The 24252-nt window shown below is 62.2% G+C and carries 28 protein-coding genes; 4 read left to right on the forward strand and 24 right to left on the reverse strand.

Features of this window, described 5'->3' with window-relative positions; translation table 11 throughout:
- Nucleotides 1-42 precede the first annotated feature (42 nt).
- Nucleotides 43-945, forward strand: a complete 903-nt coding sequence (locus NF676_RS02755) for a LysR family transcriptional regulator (protein ID WP_056787362.1) — start codon at nucleotides 43-45, stop codon at nucleotides 943-945.
- Nucleotides 946-1048: 103 nt separating this feature from the next.
- On the opposite strand, the gene NF676_RS02760 is transcribed toward NF676_RS02755, so the two are convergent.
- The 22 genes from NF676_RS02760 to NF676_RS02865 form a co-directional block, all read right to left on the reverse strand.
- Nucleotides 1049-1486, reverse strand: a complete 438-nt coding sequence (locus tag NF676_RS02760) for a DUF4471 domain-containing protein (RefSeq protein WP_252887195.1) — start codon at nucleotides 1484-1486, stop codon at nucleotides 1049-1051.
- Between the two features lie 135 nt (nucleotides 1487-1621).
- Nucleotides 1622-2065: a hypothetical protein gene (locus NF676_RS02765; RefSeq protein WP_041477580.1), complete on the reverse strand. Its 444-nt coding sequence runs from the start codon at nucleotides 2063-2065 to the stop codon at nucleotides 1622-1624.
- A 29-nt stretch (nucleotides 2066-2094) separates the two neighbouring features.
- Nucleotides 2095-3321, reverse strand: coding sequence for a beta-ketoacyl-ACP synthase (locus NF676_RS02770; protein WP_041477581.1), 1227 nt, complete (start codon nucleotides 3319-3321; stop codon nucleotides 2095-2097).
- A complete protein-coding gene (gene fabG, locus NF676_RS02775) occupies nucleotides 3321-4049 on the reverse strand; it encodes a 3-oxoacyl-ACP reductase FabG (protein WP_041477582.1) in 729 nt (242 codons plus the stop codon). Before fabG ends, NF676_RS02770 begins: the two co-directional genes overlap by 1 nt.
- Nucleotides 4042-4506 carry a hotdog family protein gene (locus NF676_RS02780; RefSeq protein ID WP_056787367.1) on the reverse strand — a complete coding sequence of 155 codons (465 nt, stop codon included), beginning with the start codon at nucleotides 4504-4506 and terminating at the stop codon, nucleotides 4042-4044. The genes fabG and NF676_RS02780 overlap by 8 nt, the downstream gene beginning before the upstream one ends.
- A complete protein-coding gene (locus tag NF676_RS02785) occupies nucleotides 4503-5699 on the reverse strand; it encodes a beta-ketoacyl-[acyl-carrier-protein] synthase family protein (RefSeq protein WP_217851087.1) in 1197 nt (398 codons plus the stop codon). Before NF676_RS02785 ends, NF676_RS02780 begins: the two co-directional genes overlap by 4 nt.
- Nucleotides 5696-6307 carry a hypothetical protein gene (locus NF676_RS02790; RefSeq protein WP_252887196.1) on the reverse strand — a complete coding sequence of 204 codons (612 nt, stop codon included), beginning with the start codon at nucleotides 6305-6307 and terminating at the stop codon, nucleotides 5696-5698. The genes NF676_RS02785 and NF676_RS02790 overlap by 4 nt, the downstream gene beginning before the upstream one ends.
- Nucleotides 6307-7032: a class I SAM-dependent methyltransferase gene (locus NF676_RS02795; protein ID WP_125925750.1), complete on the reverse strand. Its 726-nt coding sequence runs from the start codon at nucleotides 7030-7032 to the stop codon at nucleotides 6307-6309. Before NF676_RS02795 ends, NF676_RS02790 begins: the two co-directional genes overlap by 1 nt.
- Nucleotides 7029-8276 carry an NAD(P)/FAD-dependent oxidoreductase gene (locus NF676_RS02800; RefSeq protein ID WP_252887197.1) on the reverse strand — a complete coding sequence of 416 codons (1248 nt, stop codon included), beginning with the start codon at nucleotides 8274-8276 and terminating at the stop codon, nucleotides 7029-7031. Before NF676_RS02800 ends, NF676_RS02795 begins: the two co-directional genes overlap by 4 nt.
- Nucleotides 8263-9426 (reverse strand): cation:proton antiporter, encoded by a 1164-nt coding sequence (locus NF676_RS02805; protein WP_252877291.1) that lies wholly within the window; start codon nucleotides 9424-9426, stop codon nucleotides 8263-8265. The genes NF676_RS02800 and NF676_RS02805 overlap by 14 nt, the downstream gene beginning before the upstream one ends.
- Nucleotides 9423-11753, reverse strand: a complete 2331-nt coding sequence (locus NF676_RS02810; protein ID WP_252887198.1) for an MMPL family transporter — start codon at nucleotides 11751-11753, stop codon at nucleotides 9423-9425. The genes NF676_RS02805 and NF676_RS02810 overlap by 4 nt, the downstream gene beginning before the upstream one ends.
- Nucleotides 11737-12339 (reverse strand): outer membrane lipoprotein carrier protein LolA, encoded by a 603-nt coding sequence (locus NF676_RS02815; RefSeq protein WP_252877293.1) that lies wholly within the window; start codon nucleotides 12337-12339, stop codon nucleotides 11737-11739. Before NF676_RS02815 ends, NF676_RS02810 begins: the two co-directional genes overlap by 17 nt.
- Entirely contained in the window at nucleotides 12336-12761 is a 426-nt protein-coding gene (locus NF676_RS02820; RefSeq protein WP_056787385.1) for an acyl-CoA thioesterase, read from the reverse strand. The genes NF676_RS02815 and NF676_RS02820 overlap by 4 nt, the downstream gene beginning before the upstream one ends.
- The gene (locus NF676_RS02825; RefSeq protein ID WP_095181015.1) at nucleotides 12754-14298 is read right to left on the reverse strand and encodes an HAL/PAL/TAL family ammonia-lyase; all 1545 of its coding nucleotides are present in this window, start codon (nucleotides 14296-14298) and stop codon (nucleotides 12754-12756) included. The genes NF676_RS02820 and NF676_RS02825 overlap by 8 nt, the downstream gene beginning before the upstream one ends.
- The gene (locus tag NF676_RS02830) at nucleotides 14279-15226 is read right to left on the reverse strand and encodes a lysophospholipid acyltransferase family protein (RefSeq protein ID WP_252887199.1); all 948 of its coding nucleotides are present in this window, start codon (nucleotides 15224-15226) and stop codon (nucleotides 14279-14281) included. Before NF676_RS02830 ends, NF676_RS02825 begins: the two co-directional genes overlap by 20 nt.
- Nucleotides 15223-15957: a glycosyltransferase family 2 protein gene (locus NF676_RS02835; protein ID WP_056787395.1), complete on the reverse strand. Its 735-nt coding sequence runs from the start codon at nucleotides 15955-15957 to the stop codon at nucleotides 15223-15225. Before NF676_RS02835 ends, NF676_RS02830 begins: the two co-directional genes overlap by 4 nt.
- On the reverse strand, nucleotides 15950-17629 hold the full coding sequence (locus NF676_RS02840) for an acyl-CoA synthetase family protein (RefSeq protein WP_252887200.1): 1680 nt from the start codon (nucleotides 17627-17629) through the stop codon (nucleotides 15950-15952). The genes NF676_RS02835 and NF676_RS02840 overlap by 8 nt, the downstream gene beginning before the upstream one ends.
- Nucleotides 17626-18171, reverse strand: coding sequence for a COG4648 family protein (locus NF676_RS02845; RefSeq protein ID WP_041477595.1), 546 nt, complete (start codon nucleotides 18169-18171; stop codon nucleotides 17626-17628). Before NF676_RS02845 ends, NF676_RS02840 begins: the two co-directional genes overlap by 4 nt.
- Nucleotides 18168-18422 carry an acyl carrier protein gene (locus tag NF676_RS02850; RefSeq protein ID WP_016772026.1) on the reverse strand — a complete coding sequence of 85 codons (255 nt, stop codon included), beginning with the start codon at nucleotides 18420-18422 and terminating at the stop codon, nucleotides 18168-18170. The genes NF676_RS02845 and NF676_RS02850 overlap by 4 nt, the downstream gene beginning before the upstream one ends.
- A gap of 9 nt (nucleotides 18423-18431) precedes the next feature.
- Nucleotides 18432-18707 carry a phosphopantetheine-binding protein gene (locus NF676_RS02855; RefSeq protein ID WP_039756723.1) on the reverse strand — a complete coding sequence of 92 codons (276 nt, stop codon included), beginning with the start codon at nucleotides 18705-18707 and terminating at the stop codon, nucleotides 18432-18434.
- A complete protein-coding gene (locus tag NF676_RS02860; RefSeq protein ID WP_041477597.1) occupies nucleotides 18685-19497 on the reverse strand; it encodes a lysophospholipid acyltransferase family protein in 813 nt (270 codons plus the stop codon). Before NF676_RS02860 ends, NF676_RS02855 begins: the two co-directional genes overlap by 23 nt.
- Nucleotides 19473-20198: a beta-ketoacyl synthase chain length factor gene (locus NF676_RS02865; protein ID WP_041477598.1), complete on the reverse strand. Its 726-nt coding sequence runs from the start codon at nucleotides 20196-20198 to the stop codon at nucleotides 19473-19475. The genes NF676_RS02860 and NF676_RS02865 overlap by 25 nt, the downstream gene beginning before the upstream one ends.
- A 356-nt stretch (nucleotides 20199-20554) precedes the next feature.
- On the opposite strand from NF676_RS02865, the gene NF676_RS02870 reads away from it, so the two are divergent.
- Nucleotides 20555-21325 carry a ParA family protein gene (locus tag NF676_RS02870; RefSeq protein ID WP_056787407.1) on the forward strand — a complete coding sequence of 257 codons (771 nt, stop codon included), beginning with the start codon at nucleotides 20555-20557 and terminating at the stop codon, nucleotides 21323-21325.
- Between the two features lie 130 nt (nucleotides 21326-21455).
- Here NF676_RS02870 and trxC read toward each other — a convergent pair whose 3' ends face one another.
- Nucleotides 21456-21890 (reverse strand): thioredoxin TrxC, encoded by a 435-nt coding sequence (trxC, locus tag NF676_RS02875; protein WP_056787410.1) that lies wholly within the window; start codon nucleotides 21888-21890, stop codon nucleotides 21456-21458.
- Nucleotides 21891-22126: 236 nt separating this feature from the next.
- Here trxC and mazE point away from each other — a divergent pair, with 236 nt between their 5' ends.
- Nucleotides 22127-22396 carry a type II toxin-antitoxin system antitoxin MazE gene (mazE, locus tag NF676_RS02880; protein ID WP_008077592.1) on the forward strand — a complete coding sequence of 90 codons (270 nt, stop codon included), beginning with the start codon at nucleotides 22127-22129 and terminating at the stop codon, nucleotides 22394-22396.
- The gene (mazF, locus tag NF676_RS02885; protein ID WP_056787412.1) at nucleotides 22396-22758 is read left to right on the forward strand and encodes a type II toxin-antitoxin system toxin MazF; all 363 of its coding nucleotides are present in this window, start codon (nucleotides 22396-22398) and stop codon (nucleotides 22756-22758) included. Before mazE ends, mazF begins: the two co-directional genes overlap by 1 nt.
- A gap of 5 nt (nucleotides 22759-22763) precedes the next feature.
- On the opposite strand, the gene selO is transcribed toward mazF, so the two are convergent.
- Entirely contained in the window at nucleotides 22764-24227 is a 1464-nt protein-coding gene (selO, locus tag NF676_RS02890; RefSeq protein WP_252887201.1) for a protein adenylyltransferase SelO, read from the reverse strand.
- Between the last annotated feature and the right edge of the window lie 25 nt (nucleotides 24228-24252).

Consider the following 24252-nt stretch of genomic DNA (forward strand, 5'->3'; position numbering starts at 1 on the left):
GTTCGACCTGTTTGATAGCTTCAGCGACCTAATGGAAATCCTATGGAACTGCGTCATCTGCGTTACTTCATCGCAGTCGCCGAAGAACTGCATTTCGGCCGGGCCGCACAGGTGCTGGGCATCTCCCAGCCACCACTGAGCCAACAGATTCAGGCGCTGGAGCAACAGCTCGGCGCGCGCTTGTTCGAGCGCACCAATCGTCGGGTCGAGTTGAGCGAGGCCGGTCGCCTGTTTCTGCAGGAGGCGCGGCTGGTGCTGGCACAAGTCGACAAGGCAGCGGATGTCGCCCGCCGTGCGCAACTTGGCGAGCTGGGTGAATTGAAGATTGGCTTCACCTCGTCGGCGCCGTTCAATTCGACGATTCCGCAGGCGATTTTTTCTTTTCGTCAGCGCTTTCCGGCGGTGCATCTGAACCTGCGCGAAATGAGCAGCACCATGGTCGCCGATGCTCTGGTGGACGAGTCGATCGAAGTCGGCATCATGCGCCCGCTGGGATTGCCAGATTCACTGAGTGTTGTGGAGTTGATGCGCGAGCCATTGGTGGCGGTGCTCAGTTCCAAGCATCCACTGGCCCAAAGTAGCGATGAAGGTCTGTTTCTATCGGCGCTGGCGCTGGAGCCCTTCGTGTTTTTCCCGCGCAGCTATGGCAGCGGGCTCTATGCGCAACTGCTAAACCTGGCCCGTGACGCCGGCTTCAGCCCGCACTTCGCTCAAGAGGCTGGTGAGGCGATGACCATTATTGGTCTGGTGGCGGCGGGCTTGGGTGTATCGGTGCTGCCAGCGTCCTACCAACGCATGCGCATCGACGGCGTGGTCTACCGTCCGCTGCTCGATCCCGAAGCGATCTCAGCGGTGTGGCTGGTGCAGCGCAAAGACCAGAAATCGCCGATGGCCAAGGCGTTTGTCGAACTGCTTACGCGCAAGGTTGAACCGCTGACGGTGTGAAGGCGGCTGGCGCTTTCGCGAGCAGGCTCGCTCCCACAGGGAAACGCATTCCAAGGTGGGAGCGAGCCTGCTCGCGAAGGCGTCGGCCCAAACATCACAGATTTCAGGGCAACCGCACCAAATCCCCCTTCAAAGCCACCCGGGTAACAAAAACTCCTGCCCGGCACTCGTAGGTATTCAAATCCTTACGTACACGCTGGTCGTAGTAGCTGACGATATTGACCACCGCATTCGCCCCGACCCGCTTGGCATCAGCCTGCAATTTGATCAGATTCGACTGCAACACCCATTCACACGAAGCCTGATCGCTCTTGTTGAAGCCGTTGGTTTTCAAATCACTGACCACCCCTTGGCGCAGCAACTGCTGAGTGCCCTGCGGCCCGTTGCCGATCAGGTAGAACTTCACACTGCCATCCAGCCGACCGGCGCGAATGGCGTCCGACAGCACGGTTTCGAAAGGCATGTACATGAGGTTGGTGGCATGGCTGGCACTGGGCAGCAGGGCGATAAGCGCAGCGGCGATCAGGGCTTTCACTTGCATGGTCATCTCCTTTGACGGTGAAAGAGAACTGCGAGGGCAGGTTATGGTGCTGCGACCTGCATCAGCGAGTGTAGATGCTGTTCAATCACCGCAAAAAAAAGGGCGCCAAACGGCGCCCTTTGTCGTTTCCGGCGTTTATTGAACCTTCGCCAGATCACCCTTCAGCGCAACGCCCGCCATGATCGCGCCGGCGTGGCATTCGTAGGTTTGCGCGTCCTTGCGTTCGTTGCGCTTGTAGAAGCTGACGATGTTGGTCACGGCGTTGGCGCCGGCGTTTTTCGCGGCCTGGTGCAGGCTGATGATTGCCGATTGGGCGACCCACTCGCAGGCGACTTCATCGGATTTGTTGAAAGCGTTGGTTTTCTTGTTGGTCACGGCGTCGGGGCTGACCACGGTGACTTTGCCGGCCGGGGTGTTGCCGGCCAGATAGAATTTCACGCTGCCATCGATCTTGCCGGAGCGGGTGGCTTCGGCGACGGCTTTGTCGAATGGCAGGTACACCGCCGTGTCGCGGGCCTGGCTGACCGCTGGCAGGGCGCAGAGCAGCAGGGTAACGGCGGCGAATTTCTTGAAGTGCATGTAGGTCTCCTTGACCTGGATTGATTCGGTTATGCCCAGCGGCGGAAGATCAACGAAGTGTTGACGCCACCGAAAGCGAAGTTGTTGTTCATCACGTAATCGTGGTGCATCTGACGAAACTCGCCGCGCAGGTAATCGAGCTTGCCGCAGTGCGGGTCGACCTCGTCGAGGTTGAAGGTGTGCACGTAACGGTCGCTGTTGAGCATCTCGATGCTGAACCATGACTCCAGCGCACCGCAGGCACCGAGGGTGTGGCCGAGAAAGCTCTTTTGCGAGCTGATCGGCATGTGTTCGCCGAACAGGCTGCTGGTGGCCAGGGTTTCGGCGATGTCGCCCTGCTCGGTCGCGGTGCCGTGGCCGTTCACATAGCCAATGGCGTCCGGACTGAGGCCGGCATCTTCCAAGGCCAGCTCCATGGCGCGGCGCATGGTGACCTGTTCCGGGCGGGTGGTGTGCTGGCCGTCGGCGTTGCTGCCGAAACCGACGATTTCCGCGTGAATGTGCGCGCCACGGGCGAGGGCGTGTTCCAGCTCCTCAAGCACGAGCATGCCGCCACCTTCACCAATCACCAGACCGTCGCGGCCCTTGTCGTACGGGCGTGGGCTGGTCTGGGGTGCATCGTTTTTCAGGCTGGTGGCGTAGAGCGCGTCGAACACCATGGCTTCGGTCGGGCAGAGTTCTTCGGCGCCGCCGGCGAGCATCAACGGCAGGCGGCCGAACTTGATTGCTTCGTAGGCGTAGCCGATGCCCTGGCTGCCGCTGGTGCAGGCGCTGGAGGTCGGGATCAGGCGGCCGGTGAGGCCGAAGAAAATGCTGATATTGGCGGCGGTGGTGTGCGGCATCATCCGCACGTAGGAGTTGGCGTTGAGCCCCTCGGCCACCGAGTTGAGCAGCATGTTGCCGAAGGCTTTGATCTCGTCAGTGCTACCGGTAGATGAACCACAAGCGACGCCCATGCGCCCGTCCTTGATCGATTCGTCACCGAGCAGGCCAGCATCGGCCAGAGCCTTTTCTGCTGCGCCGACCGCCAGTCGCGAAACCCGGCCCATGCTGCGCAACTGCTTGCGGGTCCAGTGCGACGGTACGAGAAAATCATCGATAGGCCCGGCCAGACGCGTGTTGAGCTCAGTGAAGCGATCCCACTCGTCCATCCGGCGAATGCCGCTGCGATTGGCCGCGAAATTGCCGGCAATGGTCGGCCAGTCGCTGCCCAGCGAGGTGATGCCGGCCATGCCGGTGACGACGACGCGCTTCATCAGCACAGGCCTCCGTTGACCGCCAGCACCTGGCGGGTGATGTACGAGGCTTCCGCCGACATCAGGAAATTCACCGCAGAGGCCACTTCTTCAGGGGTGCCCATGCGTTGCGCGGGGATCATTTTCATCAGTTCCTCCACCGGCACGTTTTCGTCGAGCATGGCCGTGTCGATCAGGCCAGGGGCGACGCAGTTAACCGTAATTTTGCGCTTGCCCAGCTCGATCGCCAACGCCTTTGCCGCACCGATCACCCCGGCCTTCGAGGCGCTGTAATTGACTTGGCCACGGTTGCCGATCAGGCCCGATACCGAGGTGATGCAGACGATGCGCCCGGCGGCGCGACGACGGATCATCGGCATCATCACCGGGTGCAGGACGTTGTAGAAACCGTCGAGGTTGGTGCGCAGGACCACGTCCCAATCGTCATCGCTCAGCGCCGGAAACGCGCCGTCGCGAGTCAGCCCGGCGTTGAGTACCACGCCGTAATAGGCGCCATGGTTTTCGACGTCGGCCTCGAGAATGCTTTTGCAGGTTTCACGGTCGGCGACGTCGAATTGCAGAATGCGTGCGCGGCGACCCAATGCTTCGATTTCGGCCTGCACCGCTTGGGCTTCGGTCATGCCGCTGCGGCAATGCAGGACGATGTCGTGCCCGGCTTGCGCCAGACGCAAGGCAATGGCGCGGCCGATGCCACGGCTGGAGCCGGTGACCAGTACGGATTCAGTCATCGTGCGACTCCTTTGTCTGTTGCAGATATTGGTTGGCATGCGGCGGACGGAACACGTTCAGCCGGGCGCTGGCATGAATGCCGTCACCGTGGATGTGACATTCGAATACGCCCATGCCGTTGTCGTCTTCCAGTGAGCGCAGGCCGTGGATGGTCAGCACGCTGCCAGGCGCAAAGGCTTCGACGTTGCACTCGAATTTGCGCGTGCCGAGGAGAAAGCCCAGCTCCGGCGGATTGCCTTTCTGCCGGGCGTGGCAACCGGCGAAAGCGGCGACGCTCTGCGCCATCAGCTCGACGCCGACCCACGCCGGCAGGCTGCCGTCGGGCAGGTTGAACAGGCCGTCGGGCTTGACCGTGAGGCGGGTGAAAATCTGCTCATCGTCGAAGCGCTCGATCGCGTCGATCAGAATCATGTCGCCGGCATGCGGCAGCAGTTCGGCGAGCGGCCAGTGGCTCATGGGGCGTCTCCGATAATCAGGCTGACGTTGTTGCCGCCGAAGGCAAACGAGTTGCTCATCAGGTAGCGCGGTGCAATGGACGTCAGGCGTTCGCTCGCGGTCACCCACTTGAGCGGCGGCAGCGCGGGATCGGCCTGGCCGTCCCAGATATGCGGCGGTAACGCCTGCTCAGGGTTGTCGGCACTCAGGCTCAGCCAGCAGAACGCCGCTTCCAGCGCGCCAGCCGCGCCGAGGGTGTGGCCGGTCAGCGGCTTGGTTGATGAGCAGGCGACGCCTTGGGGAAACAGCGCCGCGACCGCCAGACTTTCCATCGCGTCGTTGTGCTGGGTGGCGGTGCCGTGCAGGTTCAGGTAGTTGATTTGCCCGGCTTGCAGATGCGCGCGACCAAGGGCTTTTTGCATGGCTTGCAGGGCGCCGCGACCGCTCGGCTCCGGCGCGGAGATATGGTGCGCATCCGAGCTGGCGCCCGCACCCAGCAGGGCGATGCCCGGGCCTTCGTCGCGCTGTTTGCTCATCACGAACAGCACCGCTGCCTCGCCGATATTGATGCCGTTGCGGTTGGCGGAGAACGGATTGCAGCGCTCATCTGAAACGGCTTCCAGCGAAGAGAAACCGTTCAGCGTGAGCTTGCACAGACTGTCGACGCCGCCGCACAGCACCGCGTCGCACAGGCCCAGATCGAGCAGGCGCTGAGCGCTCATCAGCGCGCGGGCGCTGGAGGTACAGGCGGTGGAAATCACGTAGGCCGGGCCGCTCAGTTGCAGCCATTCGGCGAGAAAATTCGCCGGGGCGCCGAGTTCCTGTTGGCGATAGTCGTACTCGCGGGGAAATTGCTGTTCGCGGATGTAATGCGCCAGACCCCGGCTGGCCTCGTCGATGCCTGAGGTGCTGGTGCCGAGGACCACGCCTATGCGCTCGCGGCCGAAGGTCTGGATCGCACGATCGATGTCGTCTCGAATCTGCAGCGCGGCTTCCAGCAACAGCTGATTGTTGCGACTGCTGTGCTCGACCAGGTCCGCAGGGATCGCCGCCAATTCACCGTGTACGCCAGCCACAGGCAGTTCACGTTCGGCGACCCAGCCGGACTCGCGGCGCATCCCCGAACAGTCGCCGGCAAACAGATTGCGCGCGACTTCAGACTTGTCGCGGCCCAGGGCGCAGATCACGCCGAGGGCATTCAGGTAAGCGGTCATGGCGTCGATTCACCTAACTGGGAAACGCGATAGTGCGGGCCTTGGGGCAGATTCAATTGGAAGCTCAACGGTTGTGAATAGCGGACGTTCCAGCGCGCCGGCAGTGAACGCTGATCGGCCTGTTGGCGGGCGTCGGGATAGTTGCGCAGCAGCTCGGCAGGAGGCGTCAAGGCGAACAGCAGTGCGGCGAACAACTCCCGCGCTTCCGGGTTCGGCGGCAGCAGACCGTCGGCCTGCCAATGCCCATCGATCAGTTGCTGACGGGCTTGGGGAATGCCCAGCGGATCCATCATCGACCAACGCGTGCCGGCGCCTTCGCGCTGGATCACCAGCAGCCAGTCCTGACGTTGCCCGGCTTGCTCGCGCTCAATGTGCAGTTGCAGCGGCAGAGGCAGCGTCGGGTTGGCCGCTGGTAGCGGTGGCTGGCTGGCGCAGGCACTCAACAGCAAGGCTGACAAAACGATCGCCAGCCATGCAGAAAACCCTGTGGGAGCGAGCCTGCTCGCGAATGCCATCTGACATTCGCCACTTTGGCTGACTGATACACCGCTTTCGCGAGCAGGCTCGCTCCCACAGGGTTTCAGGTGTTCAGATCGATAGCCGTACATCAGACAGATTCCTGCAATGGCTTGCGCGCGACGACGTTTACCAGCGTCTCTTCGCGCTCACCGAATGGCTTGGGTTTGCTCAACCCCAGCCGCTCCAGCAAACCAAAATCCTTCGACCGGCTCCACCACAGATACGGGTAGGAAACATTGCGCTCGGCAAACTCGAAGCCTTGCTCGCGGATCATCTGCAGGTAGCCGGCGGCGCTCTTCTGCACATGCATCGGATGGCGGAACAGCCAGCGAATCACCCAGGTATCAATGTAAGCCTCGGTGGATTCGGCGAACAGCAGATAGCCGCCTGGCTTGAGCACGCGATAGAACTCGGCCAAGGCCTTTTCCTGCTCGACCAGATGATGGAAGGTCTGGTGGCAGAACAGCAGGTCGACGCTGGCATCGGCGACGTTGAGCGTGGCGCAATCGCTGCCGATCAACTCGACTGGCATGCCCAGGCGGGTGGCCTCTTCGGCGCTGAGTTGCAAACTGTGCGGGTCGGCGTCGACGCCGATCAGTCGCTGCGGGGCGAAGGTCTGACGCAGGTGGCCGAAGGACTTGCCCTGACCGCAACCGGCGTCGAGCAGCACCGGGTGTTCCGGCAGCGGCTCACTGAATAATCCACGCAAATCGTTGATCGCCACGCGCAGCACATGGTGCTGCCAGGTGTGGCTGCGCAAGAACCAGAGACCGAAGCGGGTTTCCTCGACGTAACTGTCGCTCAAGTAATTCATGAGGCGTCCTGCGCGCAGAGTTGGGAAATCATCTTCAGCCGGCGCCGCGCTTCACTGACGAACGGGTTGCGCTCGTCCCAGGCGTAACCGGCGAGGATCGAGCAGATCATCCGGCGAATTTCCGCTTGGCTGTCCTCATAGAAAATCACGTCCTGGAAGGTGCCGGCGTACCAGCCTTCGACGTAGCAACGGAAGGTATCGACGCCGCGTTTCAACGGTTCGGCAAATTCGCTTTGCCAGTCCACCGTTTCACCCTGCAACTGGCGGTGCAGCACGCCGGCAGCCATGCTCGCCGAACGCATGGCGATGGTCACGCCGGAGGAGAATACCGGGTCAAGGAATTCTGCGGCGTTGCCCAGCAGCGCGAAGCCCGGGCCGTGCAGGGTTTTCACGTTGGCCGCATAGCCGCCGAGGGTGCGCGCCGGGGTGTCCCAGACCGCGTTGTTCAGAACCCCGGCGAGGCTCGGCGTCTCGGCGATGAAGCTGCGCAGGCAGGCATCGAGATCGCTGTCGCGGCCCCGGAAATGTTCCTCAGCCGCGACCACGCCCACCGAGCAGCGGCCGTTGCTGAAGGGGATGGTCCAGAACCACACATCGCGATGCTCGGGATGGGTGGTGACGAGGATCTTTTCACGGTCGAACGCCGGGTTGTCGATGTGATCTTCGACATGGGTGAACACGGCCTGACGCACCGGGAAATTCGAAGGTGCTTCGAGGTCAAGCAAGCGCGACAGCACGCGGCCGTAGCCGCTGGCGTCCAGGACGAAATCGGCTTCGACGCGGTACTCGCTGCCATCTTCGCGGCGCACATCGAGTTGTGGTTTCGCCTGATCGAAATCGACGCTGACAATCGCATCGCCATAACGGATTTCCGCACCTTGCAATGCTGCTTGATCGGCCAGCAACTTGTCGAAATCGGCGCGCTGCACCTGGAACGTGGTCGGCTTGCCGGCGGTGAAAGTGTCGCCAAAATCGAAAGCGCTGTAGCGCTCGCCCCAGGCAAACGCCGCGCCGGTCTTGCGCTGGAACCCGGCGGCGTTGACGGCGTCGAGCATGCCGGCTTCTTCGACGAAATCCAGGCAGTGGCTGAGCAGGCTTTCGCCGATGGAGAAGCGTGGGAAGTGCTGGCGCTCGAGCACCAGCACATCGTGGCCCTTGCGCTTGAGCAGGGCAGCGGCGATAGCACCGGACGGGCCGGCACCGATGATCACGACCTGACGGGATTCCATTTCAACGATTGGCACGTGAGCTCCGGGGCAGAGGACTGTTCAGATTCAGGGGCGCGCGATGCAGGCCGATCAGGGCCGGCAGCAGCGTCGCGATCAGGCCCATCAGCATCAGCGCGAAATACAGCGCCGGGGTGATGAGCTGTTGTTGCAACAACAGATTGAGAAAGACGATTTCGCTCAGGCCGCGAATGTTCAGCAGTACGCTTTCGCGCCAGCGGCTGGCACCCGCGAACGAGGCTCCAGCCCAACCGAGGCCGAGCCAGTTGCCCAGCAGTTTACTGGCAATCGGCAACAGCAGCAGCGCCGCCCATTGCCCGGCGTCGAGGCTGGCGAGGGCGCTGTGCACGTCGATCTGGACGATGCCGAACGTGAGGATCAGCGGGATTGCGATCCACGTCTGCAAACGGCTCATCCAGCGTGCCGGCAACGGCAGCACCAACGGCACTTTCAGCAGCGCCATGCACAGCAGATAGCCGATGCCGAAAATCAGCGCGTTGAGTTTGTAATGCTCGGCCATGACCAGCAACGCGAAGAAGCCGAGGCTGTAAGTCAGCGGGCGACGCACGCGCAGCAGGTGCAAAAGCAGCGGCACGCCGGCCATGGCCACGGGCAGCAACAGGCTGCTCAGGTACAGGCTGCCCTGGGCGAGGCCGAACAGCGTCCAGCAGGTCAGATCGATAAGGATCGCTGTTTGCACCAGACGCCGCGTGGCAGCGGGCGGGTAATCGATGTGACGCAGATACAGGTACAACACCGGGATCGCGGTAATCGCGAAGACCAGTCCGATGGCCAATGCGTTGAGCCACGGCTGCGACGGCAGCAACCAGTACGCAACCGCCAGCCCGCAAGCGAACGGCACAGCGAAACTCGGTATAGCGATTTTCACGCTCTGGCGATCCAGACGCAGATCGATGACATCGCTGAGGATATGCCCGAGCAGCAAGGCGAAGCTCAGGCTGTAGAGGTTTTTCAGCCAGTCCGGGGCGATCAGTTGTGCGCCGCTGAGCTGCCAGCCCGGCTCGATCCAGAAATACATCAGCAACGGCAAACCGAAGCTCGCCAGCAGCAACTGACTGACGATCGGAATCAGGCCGAAGTGACGGCCGACACGAGTCGCCAGCGCAAACAGCGCCAAGGCCAGCAACCAGAAGCCGAAGACCATCATGCCGCTGGCTCCGCAACCGGTTCATGGCGCCCGGCCCACGGCGCGAGCATGAAGCTGAACGCCAGGCCGAGGCTCACCGACAGGCCGAAATTACTCACCGCCGGGGTGCTGGACACCGCTAGCAGGCCGAACGACAGCCACGTCGTCACTGCTGCAAGCAAGGTGCCGAGCAGGCTCACCGCCGCGCCGCCCACCTGTTCGCGCATGAGGATTGCATAGTCGACACTGATCGCCGTCACCAACAGCAGGCCGAACAGGCTGAACAGGGTCAGCGGCTGACCGAGCCAGCCAAGGCTGGCCAGACTGCACAGCGCCGCCAGCAGCGGCAGGGCGACGATACGCAGGGCGCCGGTCAGGCCGAACGGCAGGATCAGCACCAGCACGATCAACACGCAGGAGGCCAGTTTCAGTTCGGCGGCGCTGATCTGCGTGGCGGCGAACACCTTGTTCAGATCACCGAGGCGATCGACCAGCACCACCCCCGGCAAATCGAGCGCCTGCACGCGCAACAACGACGGATTGTTCAAGCCCTGCAAACTGGTCATCGCTGCGACGCCGTCTTCAGTCGGTCCAAGCCACAGTGTCCGATACGGCTCACCGAGCGGGCCGGCCAGCGCTGCGTCGATGTCTTCGGCGGGCAGGGTCTGCAACTGCTGCAATTCATTTTGCAACGCAACCACCGGCACGCCCAGATCGAGCAGCGGTTGCCAGAACGACGGCAGCTTGTTCAGTGATTCGCGCACTTGCTGTTGCTGGCTCGGCGCACTGACCAGTTGATCAATGGCCAGATAGCCTTGCAGTTTGTCGAGGTTGACCAGTTGCTGCAGCCGTTCGCTCAGCGCTGCCTGGCGCTCAAGCAATTGCTCCTGATTGGCAGCGCGGATCAGGAAGAACTGGCTGGTCGGTTGAAAACCGGTGATGCGCGCGATGGTCTGCGCTTCGTCGGTCAGATGCTGCGGCGCGCCAACCCATTGGCGAATGTCGTTTTTGCTCTGCAACTGCATCAGTCCGCCGACGCAGAAGGCGATCAGCAGGGCCAGCAGCGCGGGCGTGCGTATGCAACCGAGCAACGCCTCACGCAGATGAATCAGGCGCTCGGCCAGACGCAGCGGCCATTGCGCCGGGCGCAGTTCGACATTTTTCAGCAGCGCCGGCAGCAGGCAGACCGCCGACAGATAGGCGCCGAGCAAACCGGCGGCGGAGAACACCGCGATCTGCGTCAGCGCCGGGAACGGTGTCCACGCCAGCGCCAGGTAGCCGATAACGCTGGTGATCAGGCTCAGGGTCAGCCCCGGCAACGTCAGGCGCAGGGCCGGCCAACTGCGCCACGGCTTGAGACTCCAGCTTTTGGACAGATAGTGCAACGGGTAATCGACGGCGACACCGATCAGACTCGAACCGAGTACCAGCGTCATCACATGCATGTGGCCGAACAGCGCCACGCAGGCCACCGCGCCGAACAGCATGCCGACCAGCACCGGAACAAATGCCAGCAGCACGCCCCAGCGGCGAAACGCCAACAGCAGCAACAGCAGAATGCCGACCGTCGCACCACCGCCGACCCAGGTCATTTCGCGGGTGGCTTGTTGCTGGCCGTTGGCGGCGTAGAGCAGGCCACTGGCGGCGAGCAACTGCACGTCGCCTTTCGCCGCCTGTTCGCGGCTGTGCTGGAGCAGCTCTGCCACTTGCAGCGGCAGATTCATATCGAAGGCGTTACCGGTGGTGCGCGCACGCAGCATCACCCAGCTCTTGCCGTCGGCATCGGCGACCAGTGCGCCGCTGCCAATGTCCAGTTGCACTGCGCCATGTTTCGGCTGGCTGTTCTGGATGCGCCCGGTCAGGCCGAGCCAGTCGTCCTGGCTTGGCACCAGGGTGAAGCCGTTGAACGGATCGAACAGCGCCTGTACTCGCTGCTGGATGAACGCGTCGGGGTGCTTGCTGAGTAGCTGCCGATCATCCGCCGAGAGCATCGCAAGGCGTCCTTGCAGCAATTGCTTGCGCAGCGCCGGCAAGTCGGCTTGCAGGTTCCACTGCACGGTTTCGAACAGACCGCTGGCCTGCCATTGTTCGCCCAGTTGTTGAGCCATGGTCAGCGCTTGCTGGCGATCGGCGTGGCCGACCAGCACCAGCATTTCGCGATTGAGCGGTTCTTGCATGCGCTGTTCGGCGCGCAACTCCAGCGCGTCTGGATTGGTCCCGGGTACCAGCTCCATGAGATTGGCCGACAGCGGCGCACCGTCGCGCCACTGCCAGGCAGCCAGCGCGACGACGGCCAGCAGCAGGCTCAGAAACAGCCAGGGCAGCTTGCGTTCACTCGGCAAAGTCATGTTGCTCCGCTTCGCTCAAGGGTTGCTCGGCCGTGCTGTCCTGCATGCGTAGCAGGGTGCTGTCGCCTTGGGTTTCCAGCAGTTCGATGGTTTGCACCAGAGTACCGCCGTCGATATTGATCTGCTGGAACACTTGCTTGAGCAGCATCGAGCGCGGCGTCAGAGTCAGTTGCCACTGCTGCGCCGTGCCGCTCAGGGCCAGTTCGAAATCGCGCTGCAAACCGCTGCTGTCACCTTGCAGCACGGCGAGGAACAAACGGTTCTGCTCGGCACCGGCGCTCTTGTTCGGCAGCAGTTGCCAGCCATTGGTGTCACGGCGGGCGATGCCATTGGCGGTGATGCGGTAATCCTGTTGCAGCGGGGTTTTCAACAGCCACAGCAGGCCATGATTTTTCGCGAGGACGAAGCTGCCCTTGCTGATCAGCGGCTGCGGCAGGGCGCGCAGGTGTTTTTCCTGAGTGAACTGGCCGTGGATAACGTCCGGTTTCGCCAGTTGTTCACTGAGTTGTTGCAGGTCGAAGGCATTGGCCCATGACGACACGGCCAGCAGCGCCAACGCGCCAAGGCTTTTGAACAACACATTCATCGCAGCATCCTTTCCACGGCATCGGTGAAGACTTTGGGTGAGGCCAGTTGCATCTCGCGGCTGCTGACTTCGACGGCGACCTGCACGGAGCTTGCGCGGGTCAGGCGTTCGCCGGTCTGCAGGTCGCTGATCAGATAATTGATCTTCAGACGGTTTTCCCACTCGATCAGGCTGGCGCGCACGTTCAGCCGCTGGCCGAACACCGCGCTGCGCACGTAGCGCAGTTGCAGGTCGATGATCGGCCAGGCGTAACCCGACTCGACCATGTGCGTGTAGTTGTGGCCGATCTTGTCCAGCAACGCGCAGCGCGCGACTTCGAGGTATTTGACGTAATGGCCGTGCCAGACCACGTGCATGGTGTCGACGTCGAAAAACGGCACCAGAATCTCGGTATCGGCGTGAAGCACTCCGGCACTACGCATGCAGCCTCCAGTGTTGCGCGGCGATGCGTTGCAGGCACAGGCGCAGTTCGCCTTCCAGGGCGCGGTCTTCGATGACCGGCGGGAAGTCCTTGCCCAGCTCTTCGTGCATCGCTGCCAGTGCCGGCGGCAGCGGGCGCGCATCGGCGGCTTGAGCGCGCAGCCACACGCCCTGATTGGCGGCGAGCAGCGTGGCGGCGGCGACCTGTTCGGTCAGCTCCAGCACGCGAATCGCATCACGGGCGGCGATGGTGCCCATGCTCACCTTGTCCTGGTTGTGGCACTCGGTGGAGCGCGAGAACACGCTGGCCGGCATGGTGTTTTTCAGTGCTTCGGCGGTCCAGGCGCTGGTGCCGATCTGCACGGCTTTGAAGCCGTGATTGATCATGGCCCGATCGGCTGGCGCGCCGGAGAGGTTGCTTGGCAAGCCGTGGTTGTAGCGCTCGTCGACCAGCAACGCCAATTGCCGATCGAGCAGATCGGCGACGTTGGCCACGAGGTTTTTCAGGCTGTCCATAGCGAACGCAATGTGCCCGCCGTAGAAGTGCCCGCCATGCAGAACGCGCTCGGCTTCGGCATCGATGATCGGGTTGTCGTTGGCGCTGTTCAGCTCGGTTTCGATGAAGCCGCGCAGCCAGTTCAGGCTGTCGGCCAGCACGCCGAGCACATGCGGCGCGCAACGCAGCGAATAACGATCCTGCAGACGATGCAGTGGCGCGGTCGGCGCGTCGATCGCCAGATCCTTGCGCAGCCACGCGGCGACCTGCATCTGCCCCGGGTGCGGTTTGGCGGCGAACAGGCGTTCGTCGAAGTGCTCCGGGTTGCCTTGCAGCGCGACGACATTGAGCGCGGTGATGCGCGTGGCCAGTTGCAGCAGGTAATCGGCGCGGGCGAAAGCGAGACAGGCGAGGCCGGTCATCACCGCTGTGCCGTTCATCAGCGCCAGCGCCTCTTTCGGGCGCAGCACCAGCGGCGTCCAGCCTAGCTCGCGATGCACGTCGGCAGCCTGACGACGTTCGCCACGGAACAGCACTTCGCGCTCGCCGGACAGGGTTGCGGCGACATAGGACAGCGGCGTCAGATCGCCGCTGGCACCCACCGAACCTTCTTCGGGAATCAGCGGCAGGATGTCGTATTCGAGAAACGCGTGCAGACGCTCGAGCAGTTCGACGCGCACCCCGGAAACGCCGTGACACAACGACTGCAAGCGCGCCGCCAGCACCGCGCGGGTCGCCTGCGCGTCGAGCAGTTTGCCCAGGCCGCAACCATGAAAGGTGTAGAGATGACGCGGCAGCGCCTCGACGTGATGCAGCGGCACCGCGACCACGCAGGAATCGCCGTAACCGGTGGTGACGCCGTAGATCACACCTTCCTTGTCCAGCAGCGAATCGAGAAACCGCGCGCCCTTGGCGATGCGCTCGCGATAGTCGGCGTCAGCCTGCAATTGCACGGGCGCCTGACGGTTGGCCAGGGCCAGCACGTCTTCGATGCGCAAAGGGCGTTCGCCGAAGGTTACCGGCTCATGGGTTGGCGTCGTCATCGGTCTTCCAGAAAGGGTAAAAGTTGAACCATTGCTGCGGGGCTTCGAGGCAATAGTGACTCAGGCGCTGCGCGTAGCGGGTGGCCCACTGATGAATGACCTGCTCGCGTTCGCGGCGTGTCCACACCACCGCGTCGGCGAACGGTTCGAGAGTCAGGCGATAGTGGCCGTCGGGTTGCTTGAGGCACATCAGCAGATTGACCGGGCACTTGAGCAGGCCGGCCAGTAACCACGGGCCTTGCGGAAATGGCGCCGGGTGGCCGAGAAAATCCACCGTCACGCTGCGCCCGCCGTGCAGTGGCACGCGGTCACCGGCAATCGCCAGCCACTCGCCGCGTTCCAGTCGTTCATGCAGTTGCAGCATGATCACCGGGTCGAGTTCGCTGACCTGAATCAGGCGCAGATTGGTCGCCCCGGCTTCGCCAAGCAAGCGATTGAATTGCTCGGCGTGCTTGGTGTGCACCAGCACGTTCATGGTGACCTTTTCGCCGATCTCCGCCAGCGCCCGGCACACTTCGAGATTGCCCAGATGCGCGCCGACCAGCAGTTGCCCGCGACTGCCGCGCAACTGCTTGCGCAGCAGCGCCGGGTCGATGATTTCGATCTGCTCGATGCTCAGCTTGCCGTTCCACACGTCGAGCTTGTCGAGCAGCGAATCGGCAAAGGTCATGAACTGGCCGAACACCCGCCAGTGGCTCGGGCGCAGGTCGTCGCGCCGGCTCCACTCGGCCAGCCGCTGCTGGTACTGCCAGGCACTGCGCCGGGCGACGCGGCCGAAGAGGAAAAAATACAGGACGATGGCGTACAGCAACGGGCTGAGCAGGCGCCGTCCGAGGACTTTGGCGGCGAATGCAGTGAATTTCATCAGCAGGAAACTGCCGCGCTCTTCGCGGTCGGCCCAGTGCTTCTTGTCGACTTCTTCGCTCATGGTTTCCACCGCCGCCAGAGGATCACCGGCCAACGCAGCAACATGCCGAAGAACAGCCGCGTGTGCATGCTGGAAATCAGCGCGTTGTCGTGGAACAGGCGAAAGTGCGACACGCCGTCCAGCGGGTAATGCACGCTTGTCTGCAGCCAGCGCATCGGCTGATTGCGCCAGGCCAGCCGCACAAGAATGTCCGAGTCGAAATCCATGCGTTTGCCGACTTTGGCCGAGTCGATCACGGCCAGAGTCGGCGCCAGCGGATAAACACGGAAGCCGCACATCGAATCGCGAATCTGCAACGACAGGGTGTTGATCCAGACCATCACGTGCGTCAGGTAGCGAGCGTACAAACGCCCTTTCGGCACGCTCTCGTCGAACAGCGGATAGCCGCAGATCATCGCCTCGGGATGGCCGCGGGATTCGCCGACGAAGCGCGCGACGTCGTGCAAATCGTGCTGGCCGTCGGCATCGACCTGCAAGGCATGGCTGTAACCCAGACGCGAGGCTTCACGCAGACCGGTCATCACCGCGCCGCCCTTGCCCTGATTGGCCGTCAGGCGCACCAGAAAAACCCTGTCGCGCTCGGCCAGGGTGTCGAGCACCCGCGCGCAGGACGGCTCGCTGGCATCGTCCACCAGAATGCACGGCAGACCTTGTGCGAGCAGGGCATCGACCACGGTGGTGATCGCGGTTTCGTGGTTGTATACCGGGATTACGGCGCAGGGGTTATGCATGGGCAGGCCCCAGGAGAATGCGTCCGCTGGAACAGGTCGCCGTGTCGTTGCGATAAGCGAAATACAACTTGCCGCGCTCGGCATCGAAACGCAGATGCAGCTGGATTTCATCACCCGGGCGCACCAGTTGCTGAAACTTCAGCACCTCCATTCCCGCGAACCCGCCATTCAGCTTCAGCAACTGCCGACCCAGATTCAGCGCCCATTCCACCTGCACCACACCGGGCAACACCGGTGCCTTGGGAAAATGCCCGCTGAAGTAGGCCAGATCCGGCGGCACGCTGAGTTGCAGGCTCCACTCGCCGTCGCTTTCGCTTTGCTCCAGCACTTCGGGGGCTTTGGGTCGCGCGGCCAGCAGCAATGCTTCGACGTCGGCTTGCGCCAGTTTGCCCTGGCTGTTCAATGGCATCTGCCGCAGCAGGCGCCAGCGTCGGGGCAGGGCGAGGGCTTCGCAATGTTGGCTCAGATGTTTGCGCAGGGTTTCGGTCAGGTCGCGGCGACCGTGCTCGCGCAGGGCGAACAGGCCCGATTCGCTGAGCACCAGCAGCGCACCGAGCGAGGCGCGGTTTTCCTGGACCACACCGAGGCGCGCTTCGGCGACCCAGTCATGGGCTGCCAAGGCCTGCTCGAGCATCGGCAACGAGATGCGTTTTTCTTCCAGTTTGACGATGCGGTCCAGTCTCCCCAGCAGTTCGAAGCGACCATCGGTGGCAATGCGTGCGGCGTCGGCGCTGTGTTCGACGTGGCCGGCAGGCAGATAAGGCGAAGAAATAAGCAGGGCGCCGTCGCTGTCCTGGCTCAGTTCGACGCCAGCAAACGGCCGCCACAACGACTCGCCCTGACGCCAGGCGATGCCGCCAGTTTCCGAGCTGCCGAGGATTTCCGTCGGCCATTGCTGCAAGCGCTGTTGCAGACTTTGCGCCGCTTCCGACGGCAACGCGCCCCCGGAGGAAAACACCCGGCGCACCGCGCTCAGGGCCGGCCAGTCGAGGTTGTCGCCCATGCGCTTGAGCAGCGCCGGGCTGGCGACCCAGGCGAAGGCCGGGTATTCGCGGCTGGCGCGCTGCAAGTCTTCGGAGAACGCCAGTTGCCGGCGCACGAACGGGCGCCCGGCGCACAATGGCCACAACACGCGAAACAGCAGGCCATAGATGTGTTGCGTGGCGACACTGCCGATGATGCAGGCTTCACCGAGGTCTGCGCCCCACAACTGTTCCAGCGCTTCGACCTCGTTGGCCAATTGGCGCAGGGTCTTGTCGATGCGCTTGGGTTCGCCGCTGGAGCCGGAAGTGCACAGGCTCAGTCGGCATTGATCGAGATCCAGTTGTGCACCGGGCAGTTCGGGCTGAGTGAAGTCGTCCAGCTGTGCATCGCCTGATTGATCGGTCAGCCATAGATCGACTTCCTGCGACCAGCGCTGACGCGTCTGCGCTTGCAGATCCGCCGGCAGCAACACGCTGACGCCGGCACGCCACGCGCCGAGCAGGGCGATGGCGAGGTCGGCGGCATCTTCCAGATGCACGGCCAGCCTTTTCACGCCTTGGCTTTGCAGACCCGCGGCGACGCTCAGGGCCTGCGCTCGCAGTTGCGTGTGATCGAGTGCCGGCGCCTGGCAGATCGCCCGTGCCGGCAGTGCCTTGAGCAACAGCTGCTCAAGTTTTATCCAATTCATGTACGGCCTCTTACCCGTTGTCGTATCAGCCATTCAATGGCAAACATCAGGCCGATCAATCCGTAGGAGATCAGGCCGGTGTACAACATCCACCAATCCAGCGGCGCCCACAGGGTGAGGAGGGCGGCGCACAAACCGTTGCAGAAGAAAAACACGCTCCAGGCCAGCGTGACCTTGCGCGTGTAGCGAATGGCAACCTGCGGCAGCTCCGGCTCACGCAAGCGCGCCAGACGCTCGACCATCGGCGGGCCGAATTTCAGGCTTGCGCCGAACAGCACCAGCATGAATGCGCTGATCAGCACCGGGTACCAGCGCAGCAGCTGCGGGCTGTCGAACACCGCGAGCAGCAGGCAGAAAACCATCGCCACGCACGCCATCCACAGGCTGCCCGGCTTGCGTTCGCCGGTCAGGGCTCGCGCCAGCCACAGGCTGCCCAACAGCAGCGCAAATTGCCACGGGGCGAAATGCTCCATGCCGAAATACACCGCAAAGGGGTACAGCAGACCGGCCAGCAGCAGGCCCAGGCCGATCAGTCGGCTCATGCGGCCGGTTGAACCAGACGGAACACCGCCTCGACCACGTCACCGACGGTGCGCACCGATTTGAATTCTTCGGCGGCGATTTTCTTGCCGGTCTGGCGTTTGATGTGATCGATCAGGTCAACCGCATCGATGCTGTCGATTTCCAGATCCTGATACAGATTGGCGTCCATGCTTACGCGGGCCGGATCCAGCTCGAACAGCTCGACCAGGGCATCGCGCAGGGTGTTGAAGATATCGTCACGAGTTTGCATGGTCCGGTCTCAAGCTGCCTGTTTTGCCGTGACGAATGCCGCAAGGCTGGCCACGTTGGTGAAATGGTTGCGGGTGTCTTTGGCATCGGCGTCGATCTTGATGCCGTATTTTTTCTGGATCGCCAGGCCCAGTTCCAGCGCGTCCACGGAGTCCAGGCCGAGGCCTTCGCCGAACAATGTCTGCTCGTCGCCGATGTCCTCGGGGCTGATGTCTTCCAGGCCCAAGGCATCGATGATCAGCAGTTTGATGTCACGCACCAGGCTAGCGGTGTTCAGTTCGCTCATCTGCGGCGAGCTCCTTAATGAAATAGTCATGCAAATAATCGTTGAGCTTGCGCGAGGCCTGCGGTGCGGGGCCTTGCGCGGCGAAGGTCTGTGGGTCTATATCGGCCCCCACGCGAAAACTGAAGTGCACGCGGCGATGGGGGATGCGATACCACGGCTCGGCTTTGGTCAGGGTGGTCGGGCTGACCTTGATGATCACCGGGGTAACGATTTTCGCACCGCGCAGGGCAATTGCCGCCGCCCCCCGATGAAAGGCCGGCGCCTGCCCCGGCTGGGTGCGGGTGCCTTCGGGGAAAATGATCAGGGTCTGGCCGTCCTGCAATGACTGCGCGGCGGCGTCGAGCATGTCCATGCTGCCGTCGTTGCTGATGTACTCGGTGCGGCGCAGCGGGCCACGGGTGAACGGGTTTTCCCAGAGGGTTTTTTTCACCACGCAATTGGCGTGGCGCACCAGACCGATGAGAAACACCACATCGATCAGCGACGGGTGGTTGGCGATGATCATCTGCCCCGGGCGACCGAGGCGCTCGGCACCCTCAATGTCGTAAGTGAGCACGCCGGTGCGGGCCATGAAACGCACGAAAAACCAGAACAAGCGACTGACCGTACGCCGCGCGCGCAGGCGATGGACCAGCGCGTCACCGGGCAGGCAGCCGAGCAGCGGAAATACCAGCAGGCGCAGACACAGCCCGCCGAGCCCGAACAAGGCGAAGCTCGCAGCAGTGGCCAGCAGGCGCCAGTAGTAGGCGTCGCGGTGTTTGGCGGTCACGGGTTGCGATGCCAGGTCCATACACGATTTTTCCACGCATGTTGGCAGTCAGGTTGCTGGCCGAGCAGGGTTCGCAGCAGGTTGAGCGCGTGCGGCCAGTGCGCCTTTGACCGGGTTTCGGTGCTGCTGTTCAGGGTCAGCCGCCAGTCGGTACCGGGCGTGAGCAACAAGCCCAGCGCATAAGGGAACGGCACATCATCGACCCACTGCGAATACGCCTCGGGCGGCTGCTCTTCGGTGATCACCAGCAGCACCGCCGGGGCGCCTTCATCAAGCAATGCCGCCGCTTCGAGCATGCCGTGTTCGAGGCCGTCGCCAGCAGCGGCGAGGGCGGTCATTTCGCTGGTTTCACCGCGCATGATCGACCACAAACCGATGATCGCGTTATGCACCGACAGGCTGAATTGGGTCGGCGACAAGGGCTGCTCGGTGGCCAGATCGCGGAGGATTTCAAACGTGCGGGGGGTTTCGCCGTGCCGCGAGACGAACACCAGCGGCAGATTGTCCCGCCCGTCGGCCAGCGGCCAGCCAACGCTGAAGGCCATCCGCGCCAGGCGGCTGAGGCGGCGGCGCTGCATGGCCGGCAGAAACGACACATCGGGCGCGGCATCACTGCTCTGCAGCACGACCGGTTGTCGGCTCCAGGCCTGCCAGGCGTCCACGCTGTCGAGCCCCGGGGCCCACGCGCGCCATTGGGCGATGTTGAAGTTGATCACGGACATTCATCCCGCCCCTGCGGGCTTTCGTTGACGCGTTGAGTCGCCAGCGCCGCAGCAGGCTTGGCTTGGCGCAGGGCGCCGGGTGGCGCGCATTATCCCGGTGCGACGGGTGTGTAGCAAATGTTGGTTACATTTTGCCCAACAAAATGTACCGAGCGGTTCGCTGTATGGCTATCACTTGGCCATTATCCAGATTTGACGCGGCGTGTCTGTCAGGTGTCTCCGTAATGGCTGGCGGTTTTTTCCATGCCTGGGCGTCGATTTTTACACCTGACGACGTAGTCCATGTCGGTGAAGGTAGCGAAGCGCGGTCACCGCCAACTACACTCGGTCATTCTTTGATACACGGAGGTTTGGTCATGCGGCGCGTGGTGTTCAATCAGAAAGGTGGCGTGGGCAAATCCAGCATCGCCTGCAATCTGGCGGCGGTCAGCGCCAGCGAGGGTTATCGCACGTTGTTGGTCGACCTCGATGCCCAGGCCAATTCCACTCAGTATCTGACCGGGCTCACCGGTGATGACATTCCGATGGGCATCGCCGATTTCTTCAAACAGACCCTGTCGTCCGGGCCGTTCTCGAAAAAGAATCAGGCGGACATCTATGAAACGCCGTTCGACAACCTGCACATCATTACTGCCACCGCCGAGCTGGCTGACCTGCAGCCCAAGCTCGAGGCGAAACACAAGATCAACAAGCTGCGCAAGTTGCTCGACGAATTGTCCGAGGATTACGACCGGATTTATCTGGATACCCCGCCGGCACTGAATTTCTACGCGGTATCGGCGCTGATTGCCGCAGATCGAGTGTTGATCCCCTTTGACTGCGACAGCTTTTCACGTCAGGCCCTGTATGGGCTGATCGCCGAGATCGAAGAGTTGAAGGATGACCACAACGAAGGATTGGAAGTCGAAGGCATTGTGGTCAATCAGTTTCAGGCGCGGGCCAGCCTGCCACAGCAGATGCTCGATGAGTTGATCGCCGAAGGCTTGCCGGTATTACCGGTGTACCTGAGCAGTTCGGTGCGCATGCGCGAGTCGCACCAGGCCAGCATGCCGCTGATCCACCTCGATCCACGGCACAAACTGACGCAGCAGTTTGTTGAACTGCACAATCTGCTGGAAGGCCACTGATTCCCCGACTCACACGCAAATCCTGTGGGAGCGAGCCTGCTCGCGAAGAGGCCGGCACATTCAACATCAGCGTTGAATGATCGGCCGCCTTCGCGAGCAGGCTCGCTCCCACAGGGGGATCTGTGCTGGATCAGATGCCTTGGCTACGCAGCCACGCCATCAACTGCGGCAATGGCAACGCACCGCTCTGCCGCGCCACTTCCCTGCCGTTTTTAAACAGAATCAGACTCGGAATCGAGCGAATCCCCAACTGCGCCGACAACTGCTGATTCGCTTCGCTGTCGAGCTTGGCCAGCCGGCACTTGCCCGCCAGCTGCGCCGCAGCCTGTTCGAACACCGGCGCAAACGACTTGCACGGCCCGCACCAGTCCGCCCAGACATCCACCAGTAACGGCAGATCGCCCTTGATCTGACTGGCGTAATCGCCTTGTTTGAGTTCGAAGGGTTTGCTCACCATCACCGCAGACTTGCAGCGTCCGCACTTGGGTTGATCGGCGAGACGCTCGGCTGGAATGCGGTTGACGCCATTGCAGGAGGGGCAGGGGATGAGGAGTGGGGTGGTCATGATTGGTTCTCTGATAGGCAGTCTATAGAACTGATTTGGAGTCGATCTGCCAACTTATCAATGTCGCAACTGCTCACATTTTTCTCAAAACAGTTCCGGGATCGATGGCTAGTCTGAAGACCAATTCGGCGTTTTACGCTTGTCGTGAGGAGATCGCTTTGTCTTTATTCGCGTGCTACTTTTGTTGCACTAATCCAGGAATCGATGATTCCTATGCATCAAATCGGAGCGACATAATGTCCGTAACTTCCAAGATACGCCGCCAAGGCGGCGCTGCCGTCATTACGATTCCGCCCACGCTTTTAAAGTTGTTGCATCTGGAGGTTGGCGCACAGCTAGAGCTGAATGTGGTCGATGGCGAACTGATTGCTCGTCCAGCCGTAGCCGCTACGCGTAAGCGTTATAGTTTGTCAGAGCTACTCGAAGGCGCAGAAGAATTGCAGAAACTTAACGCCCAGACTAGCGAGACCCTTGAAGGTGATTCTGTCGGCCGGGAGCTGGGTTGATGGTGCGCCGACAGCCCCCTCAGCGGGGTGACGTTTACTGGATTGATCCAAACCCAGTGGCGGGGCGGGAGATGATGAACAGACATCGCTTTGTGGTGATCACGCCCAGAGAGATCAACGCATTGGGCGTGAGCATGACGGTGCCTGTTACTAGCGGTGGGAATTTCAGCCGGTATATGGGTTTGGCGGTCGCCATTACTGGCCACGAAACCAATGGTGTAGCGGTGTGTAATCAGGTTCGCAGTTTTGACATAGAACAACGGGTACGAGACGGCACGGCCAAATTCATCGAGCGACTGGATGACGTGACAATGTCTGACATCGTCGACCGTGTAATCAGTGCAATCGACCCGCTAAGCTGAAGCGCCTACGAAGAACAACTGATCTCCAAATGCTTTCCCCACTCCGGTGGCCGCTCGGCGTAACCCTCCATCCCCGGCTGCTCCTCAAACGGTTTGCTCAGCACCGCATGCAGTCGGCGTACCTCGGCATAATCCCCTTGTTCCGCCGCATCAATAGCCTTTTGCGCCAGATAATTGCGCAGGATGTACAGCGGATTGACTGCATGCATCCGTGCGCGGCGTTGTGCCTGATCGGCATTGCCGTCGCGGCCGACCCGGGCGACGTAGCGTTTGCCCCAGGCATCGAAACCTTTGATATCGACAAAATCGTCGCGCAGGCGGGCGATGGCCTGTTCGGCTGACTCTTCACCGAGGCGGCGGAAGAATAGCGTGTAGTCGACGCCGCTGTTCTGCATCAGTTGCATCAGGTTTTCCAGCAGTTGCTGATCGTCGTCCTCGGCGGTGGTGAAGCCGAAGCGGCGGCGCATCAGGTCGAGGTAGTGCGCCTGGAACAGCGGCAGGTACAAGCCGAGGGTTTCGCGCAGGGCCTCGACGCTGATGAACGGCGTCAGCGCCTGGGCGAGCGCGCTGAGGTTCCACTGCCCCACCGGCACCTGATTGCTGAACGAGTAGCGGCCCTGATCGTCGGAGTGGTTGCAGATGAAATGCGCGTCGAAGTCATCGAGGAAGGCGAACGGGCCGAAGTCGAAGGTGATGCCGAGGATCGACATGTTGTCGGTGTTCATCACGCCGTGACAGAAGCCGTAGGCCTGCCACTTGGCGATCAGCTCGGCGTTGCGCTCGACGATCTCGCGAAACATCGCCAGATACGGTTCCGGTTGTTCCAGACACTCGGGAAAGTGCATCGCCAGCACATGCTCGCCAAGCTGTTTCTGCTGCTCGGGGCGCTTGGTGTAGTAGAAATATTCGAAGTGGCCGAAGCGGATATGGCTCGGCGCCAGACGCAGCACCATCGCCGCGCGTTCCTGCTTTTCCCGCCAGACCGGCGTGTCGGAGCCAATCACGCAGGCGGCCCGCGAAGATGGAATGTTCAGCGCAAACAGCGCCTCGGAGGCGAGAAACTCGCGAATCGATGAGCGCAGCACCGCGCGACCATCGCCCATGCGTGAAAACGGCGTCTGCCCGGCGCCTTTGAGGTGCAAGTCCCAATGCTCGCCAGCGTTGTTGTACACCTCACCCAGCAGCAGACCGCGCCCGTCACCCAGTTGCGGGGTATAACCGCCGAACTGATGCCCGGAATACACCATCGCCCGCGGCTCGGCATCGGCCCACAGCTTGTGGCCGCCAAACAGTTGCGCGAATTCTTCGGTGTCGGCGCTGGCCGCATCGAGATCAAGCAAGGCCAGAGCGGCCGGGCTGGCGACCACCAGACGCGGATTGTCGATCGGTTCGGGCAGCACGTGCGCGGAGAACGCGTCGCCCAGCCGGGCAAAGCGGTTATCGAAAGTCAGTTCGTCGAGGGCTTTCACGGGCCGGCTCCAGCAGAATGTCCGA

Source organism: Pseudomonas siliginis (genome assembly GCF_024072275.1).
Classification (GTDB): Bacteria; Pseudomonadota; Gammaproteobacteria; order Pseudomonadales; family Pseudomonadaceae; genus Aquipseudomonas; species Aquipseudomonas siliginis.

Excerpts from the sequence above, each read along its gene's own strand:
- NF676_RS02815 (WP_252877293.1), bottom strand. The coding sequence starts at position 12,339 with ATGAATGTGTTGTTCAAAAGCCTTGGCGCGTTGGCGCTGCTGGCCGTG.
- NF676_RS02785 (WP_217851087.1), bottom strand. The coding sequence starts at position 5,699 with ATGACCGCTTACCTGAATGCCCTCGGCGTGATCTGCGCCCTGGGCCGC.
- NF676_RS02825 (WP_095181015.1), bottom strand. The coding sequence starts at position 14,298 with ATGACGACGCCAACCCATGAGCCGGTAACCTTCGGCGAACGCCCTTTG.
- NF676_RS02865 (WP_041477598.1), bottom strand. The coding sequence starts at position 20,198 with ATGTCCGTGATCAACTTCAACATCGCCCAATGGCGCGCGTGGGCCCCG.
- NF676_RS02850 (WP_016772026.1), bottom strand. The coding sequence starts at position 18,422 with ATGCAAACTCGTGACGATATCTTCAACACCCTGCGCGATGCCCTGGTC.
- NF676_RS02820 (WP_056787385.1), bottom strand. The coding sequence starts at position 12,761 with ATGCGTAGTGCCGGAGTGCTTCACGCCGATACCGAGATTCTGGTGCCG.
- NF676_RS02830 (WP_252887199.1), bottom strand. The coding sequence starts at position 15,226 with ATGAGCGAAGAAGTCGACAAGAAGCACTGGGCCGACCGCGAAGAGCGC.
- NF676_RS02860 (WP_041477597.1), bottom strand. The coding sequence starts at position 19,497 with ATGGACCTGGCATCGCAACCCGTGACCGCCAAACACCGCGACGCCTAC.
- fabG (WP_041477582.1), bottom strand. The coding sequence starts at position 4,049 with ATGACTGAATCCGTACTGGTCACCGGCTCCAGCCGTGGCATCGGCCGC.
- NF676_RS02840 (WP_252887200.1), bottom strand. The coding sequence starts at position 17,629 with ATGAATTGGATAAAACTTGAGCAGCTGTTGCTCAAGGCACTGCCGGCA.
- mazF (WP_056787412.1), top strand. The coding sequence starts at position 22,396 with ATGGTGCGCCGACAGCCCCCTCAGCGGGGTGACGTTTACTGGATTGAT.
- NF676_RS02755 (WP_056787362.1), top strand. The coding sequence starts at position 43 with ATGGAACTGCGTCATCTGCGTTACTTCATCGCAGTCGCCGAAGAACTG.
- NF676_RS02845 (WP_041477595.1), bottom strand. The coding sequence starts at position 18,171 with ATGAGCCGACTGATCGGCCTGGGCCTGCTGCTGGCCGGTCTGCTGTAC.
- NF676_RS02765 (WP_041477580.1), bottom strand. The coding sequence starts at position 2,065 with ATGCACTTCAAGAAATTCGCCGCCGTTACCCTGCTGCTCTGCGCCCTG.
- NF676_RS02835 (WP_056787395.1), bottom strand. The coding sequence starts at position 15,957 with ATGCATAACCCCTGCGCCGTAATCCCGGTATACAACCACGAAACCGCG.
- NF676_RS02810 (WP_252887198.1), bottom strand. The coding sequence starts at position 11,753 with ATGACTTTGCCGAGTGAACGCAAGCTGCCCTGGCTGTTTCTGAGCCTG.
- NF676_RS02805 (WP_252877291.1), bottom strand. The coding sequence starts at position 9,426 with ATGATGGTCTTCGGCTTCTGGTTGCTGGCCTTGGCGCTGTTTGCGCTG.
- mazE (WP_008077592.1), top strand. The coding sequence starts at position 22,127 with ATGTCCGTAACTTCCAAGATACGCCGCCAAGGCGGCGCTGCCGTCATT.
- NF676_RS02760 (WP_252887195.1), bottom strand. The coding sequence starts at position 1,486 with ATGCAAGTGAAAGCCCTGATCGCCGCTGCGCTTATCGCCCTGCTGCCC.
- NF676_RS02870 (WP_056787407.1), top strand. The coding sequence starts at position 20,555 with ATGCGGCGCGTGGTGTTCAATCAGAAAGGTGGCGTGGGCAAATCCAGC.
- trxC (WP_056787410.1), bottom strand. The coding sequence starts at position 21,890 with ATGACCACCCCACTCCTCATCCCCTGCCCCTCCTGCAATGGCGTCAAC.
- NF676_RS02770 (WP_041477581.1), bottom strand. The coding sequence starts at position 3,321 with ATGAAGCGCGTCGTCGTCACCGGCATGGCCGGCATCACCTCGCTGGGC.
- NF676_RS02790 (WP_252887196.1), bottom strand. The coding sequence starts at position 6,307 with ATGTACGGCTATCGATCTGAACACCTGAAACCCTGTGGGAGCGAGCCT.
- NF676_RS02855 (WP_039756723.1), bottom strand. The coding sequence starts at position 18,707 with ATGAGCGAACTGAACACCGCTAGCCTGGTGCGTGACATCAAACTGCTG.
- NF676_RS02795 (WP_125925750.1), bottom strand. The coding sequence starts at position 7,032 with ATGAATTACTTGAGCGACAGTTACGTCGAGGAAACCCGCTTCGGTCTC.
- NF676_RS02780 (WP_056787367.1), bottom strand. The coding sequence starts at position 4,506 with ATGAGCCACTGGCCGCTCGCCGAACTGCTGCCGCATGCCGGCGACATG.